This is a genomic window from Mesorhizobium sp. B2-4-13, from assembly GCF_006658535.1.
Lineage (GTDB): Bacteria > Pseudomonadota > Alphaproteobacteria > Rhizobiales > Rhizobiaceae > Mesorhizobium > Mesorhizobium australicum.
Genome location: NZ_VFVB01000012.1, coordinates 48166 through 65253, shown reverse-complemented (window position 1 = coordinate 65253; position 17088 = coordinate 48166). Strand labels below are relative to the sequence as shown.

At 61.4% G+C, this 17088-nt stretch carries 19 protein-coding genes; 2 read left to right on the top strand and 17 right to left on the bottom strand.

Features of this window, described 5'->3' with window-relative positions; translation table 11 throughout:
• Positions 1 to 7: 7 nt before the first annotated feature.
• The 10 genes from lipA to eno form a co-directional block, all read right to left on the bottom strand.
• Positions 8 to 973: a lipoyl synthase gene (lipA, locus tag FJ936_RS26390; protein WP_140792895.1), complete on the bottom strand. Its 966-nt coding sequence runs from the start codon at positions 971 to 973 to the stop codon at positions 8 to 10.
• 137 nt (positions 974 to 1110) lie between these two features.
• Positions 1111 to 1368 carry a GlsB/YeaQ/YmgE family stress response membrane protein gene (locus FJ936_RS26385; protein WP_140619600.1) on the bottom strand — a complete coding sequence of 86 codons (258 nt, stop codon included), beginning with the start codon at positions 1366 to 1368 and terminating at the stop codon, positions 1111 to 1113.
• Between the two features lie 99 nt (positions 1369 to 1467).
• On the bottom strand, positions 1468 to 2916 hold the full coding sequence (lpdA, locus tag FJ936_RS26380) for a dihydrolipoyl dehydrogenase (RefSeq protein ID WP_140792897.1): 1449 nt from the start codon (positions 2914 to 2916) through the stop codon (positions 1468 to 1470).
• Positions 2917 to 2932: 16 nt separating this feature from the next.
• The gene (locus FJ936_RS26375; RefSeq protein WP_140619598.1) at positions 2933 to 3568 is read right to left on the bottom strand and encodes an SGNH/GDSL hydrolase family protein; all 636 of its coding nucleotides are present in this window, start codon (positions 3566 to 3568) and stop codon (positions 2933 to 2935) included.
• 4 nt (positions 3569 to 3572) lie between these two features.
• The gene (locus FJ936_RS26370; RefSeq protein ID WP_140792899.1) at positions 3573 to 3986 is read right to left on the bottom strand and encodes a hypothetical protein; all 414 of its coding nucleotides are present in this window, start codon (positions 3984 to 3986) and stop codon (positions 3573 to 3575) included.
• A 14-nt stretch (positions 3987 to 4000) separates the two neighbouring features.
• Complete coding sequence (locus FJ936_RS26365) at positions 4001 to 5356, bottom strand: pyruvate dehydrogenase complex dihydrolipoamide acetyltransferase (RefSeq protein ID WP_141907144.1); 1356 nt, start codon at positions 5354 to 5356, stop codon at positions 4001 to 4003.
• An 18-nt stretch (positions 5357 to 5374) separates the two neighbouring features.
• Positions 5375 to 6805, bottom strand: coding sequence for a pyruvate dehydrogenase complex E1 component subunit beta (locus FJ936_RS26360; RefSeq protein ID WP_015317933.1), 1431 nt, complete (start codon positions 6803 to 6805; stop codon positions 5375 to 5377).
• 14 nt (positions 6806 to 6819) lie between these two features.
• Positions 6820 to 7857, bottom strand: a complete 1038-nt coding sequence (gene pdhA, locus FJ936_RS26355) for a pyruvate dehydrogenase (acetyl-transferring) E1 component subunit alpha (RefSeq protein WP_015317934.1) — start codon at positions 7855 to 7857, stop codon at positions 6820 to 6822.
• Positions 7858 to 8048: 191 nt separating this feature from the next.
• Positions 8049 to 8372 carry a septum formation initiator family protein gene (locus FJ936_RS26350; protein WP_140619588.1) on the bottom strand — a complete coding sequence of 108 codons (324 nt, stop codon included), beginning with the start codon at positions 8370 to 8372 and terminating at the stop codon, positions 8049 to 8051.
• A gap of 150 nt (positions 8373 to 8522) precedes the next feature.
• Entirely contained in the window at positions 8523 to 9797 is a 1275-nt protein-coding gene (gene eno, locus FJ936_RS26345) for a phosphopyruvate hydratase (protein ID WP_015317936.1), read from the bottom strand.
• A 197-nt stretch (positions 9798 to 9994) separates the two neighbouring features.
• On the opposite strand from eno, the gene FJ936_RS31205 reads away from it, so the two are divergent.
• Complete coding sequence (locus FJ936_RS31205) at positions 9995 to 10120, top strand: hypothetical protein (protein ID WP_140619584.1); 126 nt, start codon at positions 9995 to 9997, stop codon at positions 10118 to 10120.
• A gap of 59 nt (positions 10121 to 10179) precedes the next feature.
• Here FJ936_RS31205 and FJ936_RS26335 read toward each other — a convergent pair whose 3' ends face one another.
• From FJ936_RS26335 to FJ936_RS31200, 6 genes are all read right to left on the bottom strand, one after another.
• Positions 10180 to 10545 (bottom strand): PRC-barrel domain-containing protein, encoded by a 366-nt coding sequence (locus tag FJ936_RS26335; protein ID WP_015317938.1) that lies wholly within the window; start codon positions 10543 to 10545, stop codon positions 10180 to 10182.
• Positions 10546 to 10629: 84 nt separating this feature from the next.
• Positions 10630 to 10833, bottom strand: coding sequence for a dodecin family protein (locus FJ936_RS26330; protein ID WP_015317939.1), 204 nt, complete (start codon positions 10831 to 10833; stop codon positions 10630 to 10632).
• A gap of 77 nt (positions 10834 to 10910) precedes the next feature.
• On the bottom strand, positions 10911 to 11753 hold the full coding sequence (gene kdsA, locus FJ936_RS26325) for a 3-deoxy-8-phosphooctulonate synthase (RefSeq protein ID WP_140793721.1): 843 nt from the start codon (positions 11751 to 11753) through the stop codon (positions 10911 to 10913).
• On the bottom strand, positions 11750 to 12631 hold the full coding sequence (locus FJ936_RS26320; RefSeq protein ID WP_140793723.1) for a VOC family protein: 882 nt from the start codon (positions 12629 to 12631) through the stop codon (positions 11750 to 11752). Before FJ936_RS26320 ends, kdsA begins: the two co-directional genes overlap by 4 nt.
• A 147-nt stretch (positions 12632 to 12778) precedes the next feature.
• Complete coding sequence (locus tag FJ936_RS26315) at positions 12779 to 13069, bottom strand: Dabb family protein (protein ID WP_015317942.1); 291 nt, start codon at positions 13067 to 13069, stop codon at positions 12779 to 12781.
• Positions 13070 to 13238: 169 nt separating this feature from the next.
• Entirely contained in the window at positions 13239 to 13373 is a 135-nt protein-coding gene (locus tag FJ936_RS31200; RefSeq protein ID WP_023773660.1) for a hypothetical protein, read from the bottom strand.
• 309 nt (positions 13374 to 13682) lie between these two features.
• Here FJ936_RS31200 and FJ936_RS26310 point away from each other — a divergent pair, with 309 nt between their 5' ends.
• Positions 13683 to 14939: a cyclopropane-fatty-acyl-phospholipid synthase family protein gene (locus FJ936_RS26310; protein WP_140793725.1), complete on the top strand. Its 1257-nt coding sequence runs from the start codon at positions 13683 to 13685 to the stop codon at positions 14937 to 14939.
• 123 nt (positions 14940 to 15062) lie between these two features.
• On the opposite strand, the gene FJ936_RS26305 is transcribed toward FJ936_RS26310, so the two are convergent.
• A complete protein-coding gene (locus tag FJ936_RS26305; protein ID WP_140793727.1) occupies positions 15063 to 17042 on the bottom strand; it encodes a bifunctional 2',3'-cyclic-nucleotide 2'-phosphodiesterase/3'-nucleotidase in 1980 nt (659 codons plus the stop codon).
• Between the last annotated feature and the right edge of the window lie 46 nt (positions 17043 to 17088).

The window sequence follows — 17088 nt, the reverse complement described above, 5'->3', positions numbered from 1 at the left end:
ACCGGCGTTAGATCAATTTCTGGAGCTGCGCTTCGCGCGCGGCGCGCAGCCGGGCGAAATCGTCGCCGGCATGGTGCGAAGAGCGTGTCAGCGGGCTCGATGCCACCAGCAGGAAACCCTTGGTCTTGCCGATCGTCTCGAAGGACTTGAATTCCTCCGGCGTGACGAAGCGGATCACCGGGTGGTGCTTCTTCGACGGCTGCAGGTATTGGCCGATGGTCATGAAGTCGACATTGGCCGAACGCAGATCGTCCATTAATTGCAGGATTTCGTTCCGCTCCTCGCCAAGGCCGACCATGATGCCGGACTTGGTGAAAATCGACGGATCGAGTTCCTTGACCCGCTGCAGCAGCCGGATCGAGTGGAAATAGCGGGCGCCCGGCCGGACCTTGAGATAATTCGACGGCACGGTTTCGAGGTTGTGGTTGAAGACATCGGGCCGGGCCGCCACGACGATCTCCAGCGCGCCTTCCTTGCGCAGGAAATCGGGCGTCAGGATTTCGATCGTCGTCAGAGGCGTTGCCGCCCGGATCGCACGGATGACATCGGCGAAGTGCTGCGCACCGCCATCGTCGAGATCGTCGCGGTCAACGGAGGTGATGACGACGTGGCTGAGGCCCATTTGCTTGACGGCATGCGCGACACGCGCGGGCTCGTCGGAGTCGAGCGCGGTCGGGATGCCAGTGGCGACATTGCAGAAGGCGCAGGCGCGCGTGCATATCTCGCCCATGATCATGAAGGTGGCGTGCTTCTTTTCCCAGCACTCACCGATGTTCGGGCAACCGGCCTCTTCGCATACTGTCACCAGCTTGTGCGATTTCACGATCTCCCGTGTCTCGGCATATCCCTTCGACACCGGGGCCTTGACGCGGATCCAGTCCGGCTTGCGCAATACCTCCTGGTCGGGCTTGTGGGCCTTCTCGGGATGCCGCAGCCGCGGCGCGCTGGCGATCGTGTCGAGGACAGTGACCATCTGAACCCTGGCCTTTCTTGCGACCGCCCGTCGGCGATCGTCACCTTAACGTCATCTAGGACTTTTCGGGACAAAGAAAAAGGCTGCAGCGGCGCATGCCGCTACAACCGTTTTCGCATAGCCGAAAACGATATCGACTAACGGCGCACCAGGCGACCTACCCAGATCAGCAGGCAGGCACCGATGAAGCCGGTGATCAGATAGGCGGTCCAGCCGACGCCGAACACGCCGATGTTGAGCGCCTGCAAGACTGCGTTCAGCACCACCGCGCCAACGATGCCCATGATAATGTTCATGAATATGCCGGTGTTGCTCTTCATGACCATTTCGGCCAACCAGCCTGCCAGGCCGCCGATAATGATTGCTGCGATCCAGCCCACGCCGTTCAAGTGCATATGCCTTCTCCTTGCGCCAGTAAAAATGCATTCGGAAACGAACTGCCTCGCCGTCGAGATCGCACGGCTTTGACAGCTGAGTCTCCCGCGGGGAATCTATCATGCGTTCAAGGCGCGGCCATAGGCGTCGAGCACGCTTTCCTTCATCATCTCGGACAGCGTCGGATGCGGGAAGATGGTGTGCATCAGCTCTTCCTCGGTGGTTTCGAGGTTCATCGCCACGACAAAACCCTGGATCAGTTCCGTAACTTCGGCGCCGACCATGTGTGCGCCGAGCAACTGACCGGTCTTCTTGTCGAAGATGGTCTTGATGAAGCCTTGGTCTTCGCCAAGCGCGATGGCCTTGCCGTTGGCCCCGAACTGGAAGCGGCCGACGCGGATATCCTTGCCCTCGGCCTTGGCTTTTGCTTCCGTCAGTCCAACCGAGGCGACCTGCGGATTGCAGTAGGTGCAACCAGGGATCTTGAGCTTGTCCGTGGCGTGAACACCGGGGAAGTTCGCGATCTTCTCGACGCACACGACGCCCTCGTGCTCGGCCTTGTGAGCAAGCATGGGCGGACCGGCGACATCGCCGATGGCGTAGATACCAAGCACATTGGTCTTGCCATAACCGTCGATGACCACGCAACCGCGCTCGGTCTTAACACCGAGTGCTTCAAGGCCGAGGTTCTCGATATTGCCCTGGACGCCAACGGCCGAGATCATGCGATCGGCGGTGATCTTCTCGACCTTGCCGTCTTTCATCTCGACATGCGCGGTAATCGAGTTCGTCCCCTTCTCGACCTTGGTTACCTTGGCCTCGAGGATGATCTTCATGCCTTGCTTCTCGAACTGCTTTTGCGCGAATTTCGAGACCTCGGCGTCCTCGACCGGCATCACCGCCGGCAGCAGCTCGACCACCGTGACCTCGGCGCCCATTGTGCGATAGAAGGAGGCGAATTCGATGCCGATAGCGCCTGAGCCCATCACCAGCAGCGACTTCGGCATCTCCTTCGGCACCATGGCTTCGAAATAAGTCCAGATCAGCTTGCCGTCCGGCTCTATGCCGGGCAGAGCGCGCGGCCGGGCGCCGGTCGCCAGGATGATGTGCTTGGCGGTGTAGGTGCCCTCGCCCTTGACGCCTTTCGGCACCGGCGGCTGCGGCTCCATCGGCTTCTTGGCCGTCTTGGAAACCACGATCTCACCGGGCTTGGATAGTTTGGCCTCGCCCCAGATGACGTCGACCTTGTTCTTCTTCATCAGGAAGGCGACGCCGCCATTGAGCCTGAGCGACACTTTTCGCGACCGATCGACGACGGCAGCGGTATCGGCACTGATCTTGCCGCCATCGAGCTTCAGGCCGTAATCCTTCAGATGATCGGAATAATGCATGATCTCGGCCGACCGCAGCAGCGCCTTGGTCGGAATACAGCCCCAATTCAGACAGATGCCGCCTAGATGCTCGCGCTCGACGATCGCCGTCTTGAAGCCGAGCTGGGCGGAGCGCACCGCGGTGACATAGCCGCCGGGACCGGAGCCGATGATGATGACGTCGTAGTTCTCAGCCACGGGTTTTCTCCTTCAATCACAATTCCAGCATGACGCGCACGACCGGCGTCAGCGCCTCGCCAATGTTTCGCGTATTCTCGGCATCGAGGTGGACGCCATCGAGAGGTGTTGTTTGCGCCACCGTGCCAGCGTCGAAGAAGCCGCAGCCGACCTCGTCGGCGAGTGCGGCGTATTGCGGCGCAAGCTGCTTCGAGGCCTCATCGCCGCCGGCGAACATCTCCCTGAAGTCGGCATTTTCGGTGCGGCTGACAAGAGGCGGCGAAACGATCAGTATCTGCGGTGCCGGCCAGTCGAACGGATAGTCGTGGCCACGCACGATATCGATCAGCCGCTGGATGCCTTGCTTGGCGGCAACCGGGTTGCCATGGATCCATGGCTTCATGTCATTGGCGCCGAGCATGATGACGATCAGGTCGATCGGCGCATGCGTCGTCAACACTGTCGGCAGCAGCCGCGCGCCGTTGCGATCGGCTCCGGCCAGATGATCGTCGAAGGCGGTGGTGCGGCCATTGAGCCCCTCGGCGACGACTTGAACGCCTCCGCCGAGGCCTGCTTGCAGGACGCTTGGCCAGCGATCCCCGAGCCCATGACGGCCGCCCTCGGCATTGTAGCCCCAGGTCAGCGAGTCGCCGTAACAAAGCACCGTCTTCATCCGTTCAACCTGCCTTTGTGTCGGCCACGCCGCGCTTCACGCGCCAGCGTACGAACAACCAATGGATGACGATCGTCACCAGGCCCGGCAGACCGAGACCGGCAACCATCGGTATGTCTTTCCTGACCACAGCGGCACTGCTGTCGCTGTAGAGGATCAGCGCGACCAGCAGGACGAGAAGCGCCACAAAGGCAATCAGCGTCCACTTGCCCGCCCTGGCAACGGCCGCGACCGGATCGTTCGTCAATTGCGCAACGAAGAAGATGAAGGTGGCGACAAAAGTCACCAGCACCGAGAACATGAAGACGATGATGTATTCTTCCTCGGCGCCGGTGGCGACAGCCAACCATTGCGCGATAAGGCCGCCGGTCAAGCCGGAAATCAAAAAGGCGAAAAGGCTGGTGAAGAATATCCGCACAGCCTTTCCCTTTCCTAGACCAGCATGCCCATCGGATTCTCGATCAGCTTCTTGAAGGCGACCAGCAGTTCGGCCCCCAGCGCGCCATCAACCGCACGATGGTCAGTCGACAGCGTCACCGACATCACGGTGGCGATCTTGATCTCGCCGTTCCTGACCACCGCCCGCTCCTCGCCGGCGCCGACCGCCAGGATCGTCGCATGCGGCGGGTTGATGACGGCGGCAAAGTCCTTGATGCCGAACATGCCGAGATTGGAAACGGCCGTCGTGCCGCCTTGATATTCTTCCGGCTTCAGCTTGCGGCTGCGGGCGCGGCTGGCCAGGTCCTTCATCTCGTTGGAGATGACCGACAGCGTCTTTTCGTCGGCATGCCGGATGATCGGCGTGATCAGGCCACCGGGGATCGAAACGGCGACGCCGACATCGGCATGCTTGTGCTTGACCATGGCGCTCTCGGTCCATGAGGCATTGGCATCCGGCACCGCCTTCAGCGCCATCGCCATCGCCTTGATCACCATGTCGTTGACCGACAGCTTGTAGGCGGGAGCCTCGCCCTTGTCGGTCTTCTTCACCGGTGCCGCGGCATTGAGCTGAGTGCGTAAAGCCAGCAGCGCGTCGAGTTCGCAGTCGAGCGTCAGATAGAAATGCGGGATGGTGGTTTTTGCTTCGACCAGGCGCCGCGCGATGGTCTTGCGCATATTGTCGTGCGGGACGAGTTCGTAGGAGCCTTCCTCGAACAGTTTCAGCACCTGCTCGTCCGACATCGCCTTTACCGCCGGGGCGGAGGCAGGCGCGCCGGCCGGAGCCTTGGCAGCCGGTGCCGCCTTGGCGCCACCACCTGCAATCGCGGCATCTACGTCAGCCTTGACCACGCGGCCGTGCGGGCCGGTGCCGGTGACCGCAGAGACGTCGACGCCGGCGTCCTTGGCGATACGGCGGGCAAGCGGCGATGCAAAGGTGCGTTCGCCAGCCGCGTTGCCGTCGGCGGCCGGAGCCGCCTGCGCCTTGGGGGCCTCGGCCTTTGGCGCTTCAGCCTTCGGCGCTTCGGCTTTGGGCGCATCCGCTTTCGGAGCTTCGGCTTTCGCCGGTGTGGCGCCGCCGCTTTTCGTCGCCGCGCCGGCATCTTCGCCTTCCGCCGCAAGCACCGCGATCAGCGCGTTGACCTTGACGCCCTCGGTGCCGGCCGGGACGACCAGCTTGGCAACCGTGCCCTCATCGACGGCCTCGACCTCCATCGTCGCCTTGTCGGTCTCGATCTCGGCGATCACGTCGCCCGGCGAAACCTTGTCGCCTTCCTTGACCAGCCACTTGGAAAGATTGCCCTCTTCCATCGTGGGCGAGAGCGCCGGCATGGTGATGTTGATTGGCATATTGTCCTCCCAGCCGGTTCAGCGATATGCGACGGCTTTGACGGCCTCGATGACTTCGCCGACATTCGGCAAAGCCAGTTTTTCGAGGTTCGCCGCATAAGGCATCGGCACGTCCTTGCCGGCAATGGTGATGACCGGTGCGTCGAGGAAATCGAAGGCGCGCTGCGAGACCTGGTTGGCGATGTGGTCGCCAACCGAATTCTGCGGGTAGCCTTCTTCGACCACGACCAGCCGGTTGGTCTTCTTGACCGAGGCGATGACGGTGTCGAGATCGAGCGGACGGATAGTCCTGAGGTCGATGATCTCGGCGTCGATCCCCATGCCGCGCAGCTCCGCTTCAGCCTTCACCGCATAGGTCATGCCAATGCCGAAGGAGACGATGGTGACATCCTTGCCTGCCTTGTGGATGCGCGCCTTGCCGATCGGCAGCACGAAGTCGTCCAGCTTCGGAACGTCGAAGGACTGGCCGTAGAGGATTTCATTCTCGAGGAAGATGACCGGGTTCGGATCGCGGATCGCTGCCTTGAGCAGGCCCTTGGCGTCGGCGGCCGTATACGGCATAACGACCTTCAGGCCTGGAATGTGGCTGTACCAGGCGGCATAGCACTGCGAGTGCTGCGCCGCGACGCGGGCCGCCGCGCCATTTGGCCCGCGGAACACGATCGGCGCGCCCATCTGGCCGCCCGACATATAAAGCGTCTTGGCGGCGGAGTTGATGATCTGGTCAATCGCCTGCATGGCGAAGTTGAAGGTCATGAACTCGACGATCGGCTTCAGCCCAGCCATCGCCGCGCCGACACCAACGCCGGCAAAACCATGCTCGGTAATCGGCGTGTCAACGACGCGCCGCGGCCCAAATTCCTGCAGCAAGCCCTGTGTGATCTTGTAGGCGCCCTGGTATTCGGCGACTTCCTCACCCATGACGAAGACATCGCCGTCGCGGCGCATTTCCTCGGCCATGGCATCACGCAGCGCCTCGCGCACCGTGGTCGAGACCATTTCGGTGCCGGCAGGAATGTCCGGATCGGCAGCGAGGTTGACCACCGGGGCGGCGGGGACGGAGGCTTTCGGCGCCTCTCCAGCATCCTGCGGCGCCCGTTGCGAGCCTTCCTCGGCCGCGTCGGCGCGCTGCCCACCAGTTGACACCGCGTCTTGCGTCGAGGCGGGAGCCGCCTTGGAGGCCTTGTCGATGTCGCCAGAACTTTCGCCATCCTGCAGCAGAACGGCGATCGGCGTGTTGACCTTGACGCCTTCGGTGCCGGCGGCGATCAGGATCTTGCCCAGCGTACCTTCGTCGACGGCTTCGACTTCCATCGTCGCCTTGTCGGTTTCGATCTCGGCAATGACGTCGCCGGCGACGACCTTGTCGCCCTCGTTCTTCAACCACTTGGAAAGATTGCCCTCTTCCATGGTCGGCGAGAGGGCGGGCATGAGAATTTCGATCGGCATGTCCTGGCCCTCCCTTACAATACGATATCGGTCCAGAGCTCGGACGGATCCGGCTCCGCGTCGTGCTGGGCAAATTCGGCGGCGTCGGCGACGATGTCGCGAACCTCCTTGTCGACGGTTTTGAGTTCGTCCTCGGTCGCCCACTTCTTCTCGATGAGCCGCGCCTTGACCTGCTCGATCGGATCATGATCGGAGCGCATCTTCTGGACTTCTTCCTTGGAGCGATATTTCGCCGGGTCGGACATCGAGTGGCCGCGATAGCGATAAGTCTGCATTTCGAGAATGATCGGCCCGTTGCCGGCACGGCACCACTCGGTAGCCAGATCGCCAGCCGCCTTCACCGCACGCACATCCATGCCGTCGACCTGGATGCCCGGAATCTTGAACGACGCGCCACGATGCGAAAAATTGGTTTCCGCCGAAGAGCGCGACACCGAGGTGCCCATGGCGTAGCGGTTGTTCTCGATGATGTAGATCACCGGCAGCTTCCACAGCGAGGCCATGTTGAAGCTTTCGTAGACCTGGCCCTGGTTGGCGGCGCCGTCGCCGAAATAGGTCAGCGAGACATTGTTGTTGTCGCGGTAGCGGTTGGCAAAGGCCAGACCTGTTCCAAGCGACACCTGCGCACCGACAATGCCGTGACCGCCATAGAAATGCTTCTCCTTGGAGAACATGTGCATGGAACCGCCCTTGCCTCTGGACAAGCCGCCGCGGCGTCCGGTCAGCTCGGCCATCACGCCACGCGGCGACAGCTCCATCGCCAGCATGTGGCCGTGATCGCGATAGGCCGTGATCATCTGATCGCCGTCGATCAGCGCCATCTTCATGCCGGTGACGACCGCTTCCTGGCCGATATAGAGGTGACAGAAACCGCCAATGAAGCCCATGCCGTAGAGCTGGCCGGCCTTCTCCTCGAAACGGCGGATGAGCAGCATGTGCCGGTAGGCGGCAAGCTCTTCGTCCTTGGTGAAGTCAACAGGCTTGGGTGCTGATAGACCGGGTTTGCCGTCGGATTTCGATTTGGCAGGCGCTTTTCTGGCTGCGGTGGCCATGCATCACTCCCTGTTGGCGTCTCTTTGCGGACACTGGAGCAAGATCAAACTGCTCCGGGGAGATCGCCCTCCCCTTCGATTTATGGGAGGCTAACACGTAGAAAGGCGTTCCGCCATGTCGAAATTGCATAGCTGGCATGCGCCTAAGCAATTAAAATCATTGAAAATATTGCTGATTAACCTGAAATTGGTTACTTCGCCGGAGCCGGCAGCATGATGGTGATCTCGTCGGCCTGCGACAGATTGAGTGCCTTGCGCGCCTGCTCGTCCAGCATGTCCTTCTCCAGCGTGCCGTCGTGCATGAGCTTGACGCGCCGCTCGAGTTCCATCCTGCGTGCCTTGATCGCATCGAGCTGACCCTGCAACGCAACCGTCTCGGCCTCAAGCTTGTATTTCGAATTGATGCCGAATTCACCGTGATAGGCATGGAAGCCGAAATAAGCCAGGAACAGCACGCACAGCGAGGGAATGATCAGCCGGCCGGTGTTTCTCTGCTTGTGCTGACGCGTCCACATAACCGATTCCCCGTGCCGCGAACTCAAACGGCTCGAAGTCTTTTTCGCCTGATTGTGCTTAACGGACGGTTACGGGAGACCGCCATGCCGGCCTGAAATGAAAAAGGGCGGGATGTCCCGCCCTCTCCGTATCAACGATGTGCGGCCGGATCAGCCCTTGATCACCGACTTGCCGGCGTAATGCGCCTGCTTGCCGAGTTCTTCCTCGATGCGGATCAGCTGGTTGTATTTGGCCATGCGGTCGGAGCGCGACAGCGAGCCGGTCTTGATCTGCCCGCAATTGGTGGCGACGGCGAGATCGGCAATGGTCGAATCCTCGGTTTCGCCCGAACGGTGCGACATGACGGCGGTGTAGGCAGCCTTGTGCGCGGTCTCGACCGCATCCAGCGTCTCGGTCAGCGAGCCGATCTGGTTGACCTTGACCAGGATCGAGTTGGCGACGCCCATGCGGATGCCGTCGCGCAGGCGCGCCGTGTTGGTGACGAAGAGATCGTCACCAACGAGCTGCGTCTTCTTGCCGATCAGGTCGGTCAGGTACTTCCAGCCTTCCCAATCGTCCTCGGCAAGGCCATCCTCGATCGAGATGATCGGATAGTCGGCCGCGAGCTTGGCGAGGTACTTGGCTTGCGCCTTGGGATCGCGCGTCTTCTTCTCGCCCTCATAGACATAGTTGCCGTCCTTGAAGAACTCGGTCGCGGCGCAATCGAGGCCGAGCGCGATCTCTTCACCTGGTTTGAATCCGGCCTTCTCGATCGATTCCATGATGAAGTCGAGCGCCACCGGCGCGCTCTTCAGGTTCGGGGCGAAGCCGCCCTCGTCGCCGACATTGGTGTTGTGGCCGGCATCCTTCAGCTTCTTGCGCAGCGTGTGGAAGATTTCCGAGCCCCAGCGCACGCCTTCGCGCAGCGTCGGCGCACCGACCGGCAGGATCATGAATTCCTGGAAGTCGATCGGATTGTCGGCATGCGCGCCACCATTGATGATGTTCATCATCGGCACAGGCAGGACATGCGCCTTGGTGCCGCCGACATAGCGGTAGAGCGGCAGCCCGGCTGCATCGGCCGCGGCCTTCGCGACCGCCAGCGAAACGCCCAAGATGGCGTTGGCGCCGAGCCGGCTCTTGTTGGGCGTGCCATCAAGCTCAATCATGGTCTGATCGATATGGATCTGGTTTTCGGCTTCCATGCCGCCGATCGCCTCGAACAATTCGCCATTGACCGCCTCGACGGCCCTGAGCACGCCCTTGCCAAGGTAGCGGGCGCCGCCGTCGCGAAGCTCGACGGCTTCGTGGGCGCCGGTGGAGGCACCCGACGGCACCGCGGCGCGGCCCATCGAACCGTCTTCGAGAACAACATCGACCTCGACGGTCGGGTTTCCACGGCTGTCCAGGATTTCACGCCCGACAATGTCGATGATGGCGGTCATTGCGATGTCCTCGATTGATCTGGAGAAAACGTCGCGCCCGTCTTAGCCAAAGCGACGCAAAAGGCAATCGGGGCCTGATCGAATAGTGCCGCCCGCCCGATTCACGAAGCGCAATTTCCTGTCATCATAAGTCATGCCACCGGACGCGCATTTCGGGTTAGGAATGTTATCGCGGGGCGAAACAGGAGGGGTTCGCCATGTCTGAGTTGAGCGGTATTGTCAGTCTGTTCCTGATCGCCGCGGCGTTCCTGACGTCATGCGACAACCAGCAGTCGCCGCCAAAGGCTATTGCGTCTTTGCCGGCTTTGCACATCAGCGAGTAGCGTTGCGTTTGAATCAAAAAGGGGGCCGTGGAAACGACCCCCTTTTTTCGATTGTGGCGTCAATGCCAGTAGGGCGCGACCTTGTAATATTCGTATGACTCGTCGCGCGCGCTCTCGCCATCCGCGCCGGCCAGTTCGTTGATCGAATGGGCAGGCGCTGCCTTCAGCTGTTCCTTGGAGAAGGGTATGACATAGCCGCCCCTTGCCTCATCATAGTCGAGGCTTGCCCAGGGGATGGCGTGGTACTTCTCGCCTATGCCGAGAAAGCCGCCAAATCCAATCACCGCGAACATGATGCCGTTCGACGTCTTGTCGAGCATGACGTCCTCGATGCTGCCGATGCTGTCGCCTTGGGTGTTGTAGACGGTCGTGCCGATGACTCGCGAAGCGGCAATGGCTTCGGTGTGGCCTGTTTGCGTCGTCATTGTTTGCTCCTCGTTGTCGTTAATCCGCACTTTGACAATGAGGGGCGCGGGCGAAAGTTCCCGACTTTTTTGGCGGCTGCCCAATCACTCCGCGAGGATGAAAGTCACCTTCATATTGACGCGATAGGCCGCGATCTTGCCATCCTCGACGACGATCTTCTGGTCCTGGATCCAGGCGCCTTCGACGTTCTTCAGGGTCTTCGCGGCGCGCGCAATTCCCTTCTCGATGGCATCTTGAAAGCTTTTCCTGGACGACGAGGTGATTTCGGTGACGCGGGCGACGGACATTGGCTTCCTCCTGCCAAAGCGCTCATTTGCCGGACGAGCCTACAACCGGGGCTTATCCGCTACAAGACATTGGCTTTTCAGCCCTTTGCAATCCTGTCGAAGGCCATCAGCCTTTCCAGCAGTGCCGGCATATCCTTTAGCGGCAGCATGTTGGGACCGTCGGAGGAAGTCGAATTGTCGGGGTCCTGGTGGGTCTCGATGAAGACGCCGGCAACGCCGACTGCAACGGCCGCGCGGGCCAGCGTCTCGACAAAGCGGCGCTCCCCGCCAGACGATCCGCCCTGCCCGCCCGGCTGCTGCACCGAATGGGTGGCGTCGAAGATCACCGGGGCGCCGATCTCGGCCATGACAGGCAGCGCCCGCATATCCGACACCAGCGTGTTGTAGCCGAAAGAAGCGCCGCGCTCGGTGGTCAGCACATTGGCATTGCCTGAGCCGGTGATCTTGGCGACGACGTTCTGCATGTCCCAGGGCGCGAGGAACTGCCCCTTCTTCACATTGATGACCTTGCCCGTCCTCGCGGCGGCGACCAGCATATCGGTCTGGCGCGACAGGAAGGCCGGAATCTGCAGCACGTCGACATGCGGCGCCACGATCGCGCACTGTTCCTCGGTGTGGACATCGGTCAACACGGGAAGCGAGAATTCCTTGCGCAACTCGTCGAAGACGGGAAGCGCGGCATCCATGCCGGCACCCCGCGTTGCCGATAACGAGGTGCGATTGGCCTTGTCGTAACTCGTCTTGTAGACGAGGCCGATGCCGAGCCTGCCGGTCAGCTCCTTCAGCGTGCCGGCCATGTCGAAGGCATGCTGGCGCGATTCGAACTGGCAAGGGCCGGCGATCAGCGCCAGGGGTCCCGCATTGTCGAAGACGACGTTGCCGACGGTTACCGACGAATTGGGGGCCAGGGGGTTGCTCATGGGATCTCCCGAAAGATGAAAGCCGCGCCCTGCCCGGATGCCGGCCGCACGATGATGTCATTGCCCGACATATCGTGCTGGACGGCATTGGTCGCAAGCAGGCCTGCGGTGGCGCCAATGTCGCGGATCGAAAAAACCACGGCGGCGAAGTGCAATTCTGATGGCGTACCGGCCGGTATGCCGAAGCGCGCCGTGAAAGCGGCGGCCTCCAGCACGGTCAAGGCCGCGTTCGGCAGATGAAAAACGCACTCGTGCGCATCGGCGGCCTGATCATTGACCGCCACTGAAATCAGCCGATGCTGCTCGGCGGAAGCGCTGCTGATTGCAACCACCTCGACAATTCCGTCGACCCCATTGAGGTGAGCCTGCAAGGCTCCTCGGTCTACTCTCGGCGCGTTGATGCGCTGACAGGCAAAAAGAAATGCGTCCGTTTGGCCGGGAGCCGCGGCAAAGGCGAGCTTGAATGACGCCGTATCGCTTTTGCCCGCCGTGTCGGTGAAGGCTCGGGAGAAGCTCAGCTTGTCTCCCGCCGACAGACCCGCTTCGACATAGCGTTCATGGTCGTCATCGGCATTGTCCGTGCCAAGCACCACCGCGGAAAATCCCTCGTTGCCACGACTTTCGCGATAGAGGCGATCGCGCGCAACGAAGACATTGCCCTCGGCAGCCGCCTCTGTCGCAGCCTGTTCACGGCCGATCGCAAGCGGCTCCAGATAGGTGCCGTCGGCGAGGAAAACGCAGCAGTTTTCCGTGCCAAACGGATGGATTCCGGCCGGAGCGACGACGAAGCCAAGGGCGTTGAGCCGGGCACGCGCCACATCGAGGCTCTGCGTCGGCAGAACCAGATGATCGAGCGGATGAATGCCTGACGAGGTCATGGAAGCGCGATGTGCATCATTCGGAAGATCGGTTCAAGACTTGATCGCAATGCCGCCGGCGGCGGCCCCGCAACAACCACCTGAAACAGTCGTGGACTTTCCCTTCCGCCGCAACTGGACTTGACATGAGGCTATCCCGGCACGGGATCAGCTTCCAGCGACGACATCAGCGGAATAGCGCAGCTCGCGCAATGGTTTGACCTTGCTGGTGGTCTGCGCATAGAGCGGATGCGACTTGTAGGCTGCCAGCGCCGCGTCATCGGCAAATTCCGCGTAGACGACGACATCGACTTCATCCGACAGCGGGTCGACCTTGGTGTTCAACGTGACCTCGAAGAGACTGGAATGAGGAATGTCCCCAAGCGCCAGCAGTCCGGTGCGAACTGCTTCCACATCTTCCTTGCGGCGCGCGCTGAAGAAAACGATATGCCGGATCAATCCCGCCTCCTCGATCTGAAATGTCGGGGTCTTTTGTGACGGCGGTCTCTTTGCGTCAACCGGTCATGGCGCCACGCGTCCTTGCGACGCGCCTCGATCGGGCTGGACCTCGTCTCACACCGGTGAGCACCTCAAATGAGGCGCCAGGCTGCTATCTCAAGAGGGGATATCAGGCTTTTCCGGTGACGTAGCGCACGACATGGGAGAGTTCCCTGACCGTGACGTCGAGATACCGGCCCTGATTGTAGAGACCGTCCCAGATCAGGAAGAACGCGATGGCGGCAATGACAATCACATAACGCATGGCTAAAGCTATCGCACTAGCGCCGCGGCTGCCATAGACGTTTTCGATTTCGGGCAGCAGCCTGCCGCAAGGCGGCGGATGCCAGCCGCCCGCGTGGCACAGTCCAGCTCTTGGTATGCCTCTTGAAGTTCCGCCTCATGGCGTGGAAGATTGGCGCAGGCATTCATCGGGAAGCGCTTCGTTCGAGCCCGCCTGTCGCCGGATCCGCAAGCTACCGGGACCAGGCAACGGCGTTCGAACCCGGCGAATGAACCAAGAGAACCGCGGCTCGGCGATTGCGCCGGCACCACGGAGATCCAGGGGCTTGGAATGGCACACGGGGAACATCATGGCATAGCGCCGGGCGACGCGGTCAGGCTCGACGAGTTCAATTTCGCCGAGATCGTCAAGGGCCTGCCGGCCAAGGCGCGCATGGTGCTGTCGGCGGCGATGAACCTGCCGCGCGGTTCGCTGAAAGTCTGGATGCCGGACGGCCGCGCCGTTCTCGTCGGCGGCAAGGCGCCGGGGCCCGATGCCGAACTGGTGCTCAAGAACTGGCGCCTGCCGGGCCGCGCCTTTTCCGGCGGCACAATTGGTGTTGCCGAATCCTACATGGATGGCGATTGGGAAAGCCCGGACGTCACCAGCTTCCTGGAATTATTCGTGGTCAACTCCGCCTTCGGTGAGAGGGTTGCCGGCGGCGCCAGCTGGCTCATCAACACAGTCCAGCGCATCCGTCACTGGTTCAACGAGAACACACGCGCGGGATCGAAGCGCAATATCTCCGCGCACTACGATCTCGGCAACGCCTTCTACAAGGAATGGCTTGACCCGAGCATGACCTATTCCTCGGCGCTTTACGCGAATGGCGTCAACGATCTCGAGAGCGCCCAGGCCGCCAAATACCGGGCGCTGGCCAGGGATACCGGCATAGGCGGGAAGGATCATGTGCTGGAGATAGGCTGCGGCTGGGGCGGCTTTGCCGAATTCGCGGCACGCGAAATCGGTTGCCGGGTTACTGGATTGACCATCAGCCGCGAGCAGCACGACTTCGCCAAGGCGCGCATCGCCAGGGCCGGCCTTGCCGAAAAGGTCGACATCAAGTTGCAGGATTACCGCGACGAAACGGGCACCTACGATCGCATCGCCTCGATCGAGATGTTCGAGGCGGTCGGCGAGAAATACTGGCCGGTGTTCTTCTCCAAGATGAAGGACTGCCTGAAGCCTGGCGGCCTCGCTGGGCTGCAGATCATCACCATCAACGAAGCCGCCTACGACACCTATCGCGCAAGGCCGGATTTCATCCAGCGCTACGTCTTCCCGGGCGGCATGCTGCCGACGCCGTCCATCTTGAAATCACTTGGCGCCGCGCACGGCCTTGCCCATCTGCGCGAACGCGTTTTCCCCGAGGACTATGCCCGTACGCTTGCCGAATGGCGCCAGCGTTTCCGAGGGTCGTGGGAGAAAATCGTGCCGCTCGGTTTCGACGATCGTTTCAAGAAACTCTGGGAGTTCTATCTGCACTATTGCGAAGCCGGCTTCCGAGCCAGCTACATCGATGTGCGCCAGGTGGTCTACAAGGCGTAGCTGGGTACGCACGTCGACTTCCTTTTGCGGCGGCATTTCCATCGATGCGCTGGATCTTGTCATGTCGGGCGATTCGTGCCGCCGGCCCCTCCAAGGCTGACCGCATCCAGCTTTGACGGCTGATCAGAGAAGGATGCGATATCGGGCAAAGCCAGCTTCGCCCTCGCCGGCAGGTTCGATCTTCAGCGACTTCACATCGGCGATGACGTCCTTTGCCTTGACGCCGGTGTCGAAGACGACGCTGGTTCCCGGCAACGGCGCGAACGACCAGTTGTCGTCGGCCGACGGGTTGATGGTGCCCTGGCTGACGATGTAGCGGACGATGACGTCGCGGTTGGTGTCCGGCGCCTCGTAAATGATCTTCGCGGCATTGATGTCGGGGAAATTGCCACCGCCGCCAGCCCGGTAATTGTTGGTCGCGACGACGAATTTCGCTGCCGGATCAATCGGTTTTCCGTCGAACATAAGCTCAACAATGCGATTGGAACCGGCATTGGCGACGCCGCCCTTGGCATCGTATTTCGGCGGCTGCGACAGATCTATCCTGTAGGTGACGCCGTCGATGACGTCGAAATTGTAGGACGGAAAATCAGTGTTGATCAGGACCTGGTCAGCCTTCCCCGCCTCGATCTTGTTGAAGATGCCGGCCGACATTTCCAGCCATTCCTTGACCTGAGCCCCGGTGATTTCCACGGCGCGCACCGTGTTGGGATAGAGGTAGAGGTCGGCGACGTTCTTGATGGCGATGTCGCCCGCCGGCACATCGGTATAGTAATCGGCGCCGTTGCGTCCACCGGCTTTGAACGGGGCCGCCGCCGACAGCAACGGCACGTCCTTCCACTGTGTGCTTTTCAAGATGTCCTTCAGGTACCAGGTTTGCGCCTGGCTGACGACCTGCACCGACGGGTCGTCAGCGACCAGCGCGAAATAGGAATAGAGCGGCGCGGACGTCTTGCCGACAGGGCGGCGCACATAGGCGAGCGTCGCCTGGTGGTCCTGCTCGAGAGCGGCGATGATGCGCTTGTCGTCCGGGACGGTCGGCTTGTTCTTGTTGTCGACACGCTCGAAGATCGGCCGTGCCTCCGATGTCGCCGAGACCACTTTCCACTTCGACCCGTCGCGCTCCAGCATCAGGTCGATCAGGCCCATATGTGAGCCCCAGAACCCGCCCATGACGGCGGGCTTGCCTTGCAGCGTCCCCTTCTGTGCGTCGACGCCCTCGAGCGCCTGGAAATCTTTCTTGCCGGGGAAGACCAGATGCTGGTGGCCGGTGAAGACCGCGTCGATGCCTTCGACGCCGGCGACAAAGAACGAGGCATTCTCCATCATGTCACCCTGCTTGACGTCGATGCCGGAATGCGAGAGCGCGATGACGATGTCGGCGCCCTCCTCCTTCATCCGCGGCACCCACGCCCTCGCCGCTTCGACAATGTCGCGTGTCTTGACGTTGCCTTCGAGGTTCTTGAGGTCCCAGACCATGATCTGCGGCGGCACGAAACCGATGATGCCGACCCTGATCGGCTGCTCCGAGCCTGACCCGTCCTTGATCTTCTTGTCCAGGATTACGTAAGGCTTGAGGTAGAGCTTGTCGTCGCGCGGGTTGGCGGCAAGCTCGGTACCCCGGATCAGGTTGGCGCAGACGAACGGGAAATTGGCGCCGGCCAGCACCTTGTCCAGAAAGGACAGGCCATAGTTGAATTCGTGATTGCCCAGTGTCGAACACTCGTAGCCGAGCAGGTTCATGCCTTTCATGATCGGATGGAGATCGCCCTCCTTCAGGCCCTTCTCATAGGCGATGTAGTCGCCCATCGGGTTGCCCTGCAAAAGGTCGCCATTGTCGATCAGCATCGAATTGGCGGCTTCCTTGCGCACCGCGTCGATGAGGGAGGCCGTGCGCGACAGGCCCATCGTGTCATTGGCTTTGTCGGCGTAGTAGTCATAAGGCAGCACGTTCACATGGATATCGGTGGTTTCCATGATCCTTAGATGCGCCTGGTTGGCCTGCGCCCGGGCGGAGAAGGGATGAAGCGCGATCAGCGCCCCTGTGGCGGCGGCCCCGGCTAGGAGACCACGGCGAGAGACGGGATGGAGCAGTTGCGACATGTTTTCTCCTTCTTCGACGACCTGACGAGTCCTGCCCCGAAGCGAA